The organism is Enterobacter sp. IF2SW-B1, assembly GCF_001743375.1.
GTDB classification, from domain to species: Bacteria; Pseudomonadota; Gammaproteobacteria; order Enterobacterales; family Enterobacteriaceae; genus Enterobacter; species Enterobacter bugandensis.
Genome location: NZ_MJAA01000078.1, coordinates 1 through 732, shown reverse-complemented (window position 1 = coordinate 732; position 732 = coordinate 1). Strand labels below are relative to the sequence as shown.

The 732-nt window shown below is 22.3% G+C and carries 1 protein-coding gene; it reads right to left on the bottom strand.

The window, feature by feature from the left end; all coding sequences use genetic code 11:
- Window positions 1-122 precede the first annotated feature (122 nt).
- On the bottom strand, window positions 123-732 hold a 610-nt coding region (locus A6013_RS23810; protein ID WP_217629468.1), incomplete at its 5' end, for a hypothetical protein.

The following is a 732-nucleotide window of genomic DNA, read 5'->3' as shown; positions in this document are numbered from 1 at the left end:
ACTCTTAGTTTAGTAAAAAACGCCTGAGGAATTAGCAATAGATGTTTTACGATAACTTTATCTTCATTTATATAGTATAAATTAATTATTAATAAATTTACTATAAATGATATTTAATAGACTTAATCATATTCAACAATATAGCTATAATTTCTAATAATATTATCTGAATAACCTTTTAATTTTAAAGGTATATTTAAAAAAGGAATTTCTCCGTACTTTTCTATATGTTGCTCAACAATATAAGAAAATATTTGTTCCTTATTTTTGCTATCAATCCACGATACTTTTAGATTAAGTAAATCAGCGATTTCAATATCTTCAAATTTTTTTAATTTTTTGGTTATAATATTGGTTATTAAACTTTTAATTGCCTTTCTCAAGTCTTTACAACTCTCTACATATAATATATTTCCTTTAACATTAATATCTTCACCAGTATTTTCGTTTTTCAAAATATTGTTATTATGCTTAAATATATAAAACACACCTTTTGAATTTGGTATTGTATTGTAACCTATATTTTCAATTTCTTTTAATTTTATTGACTTCTGAATTCTGGGTTTTAGTATAGTTAAAAGGTCAATATATAACTCTTTATTCCTATTAACTACTAAAACAAGTTTATGTTTTGTTCTAGTCACATTTTGATAAAGTAATTTCATAAGATCAAGTTGATCATTAACATCATTCGCTCTTAAGAACCCATCATTATCATAAAAAAATTCATTA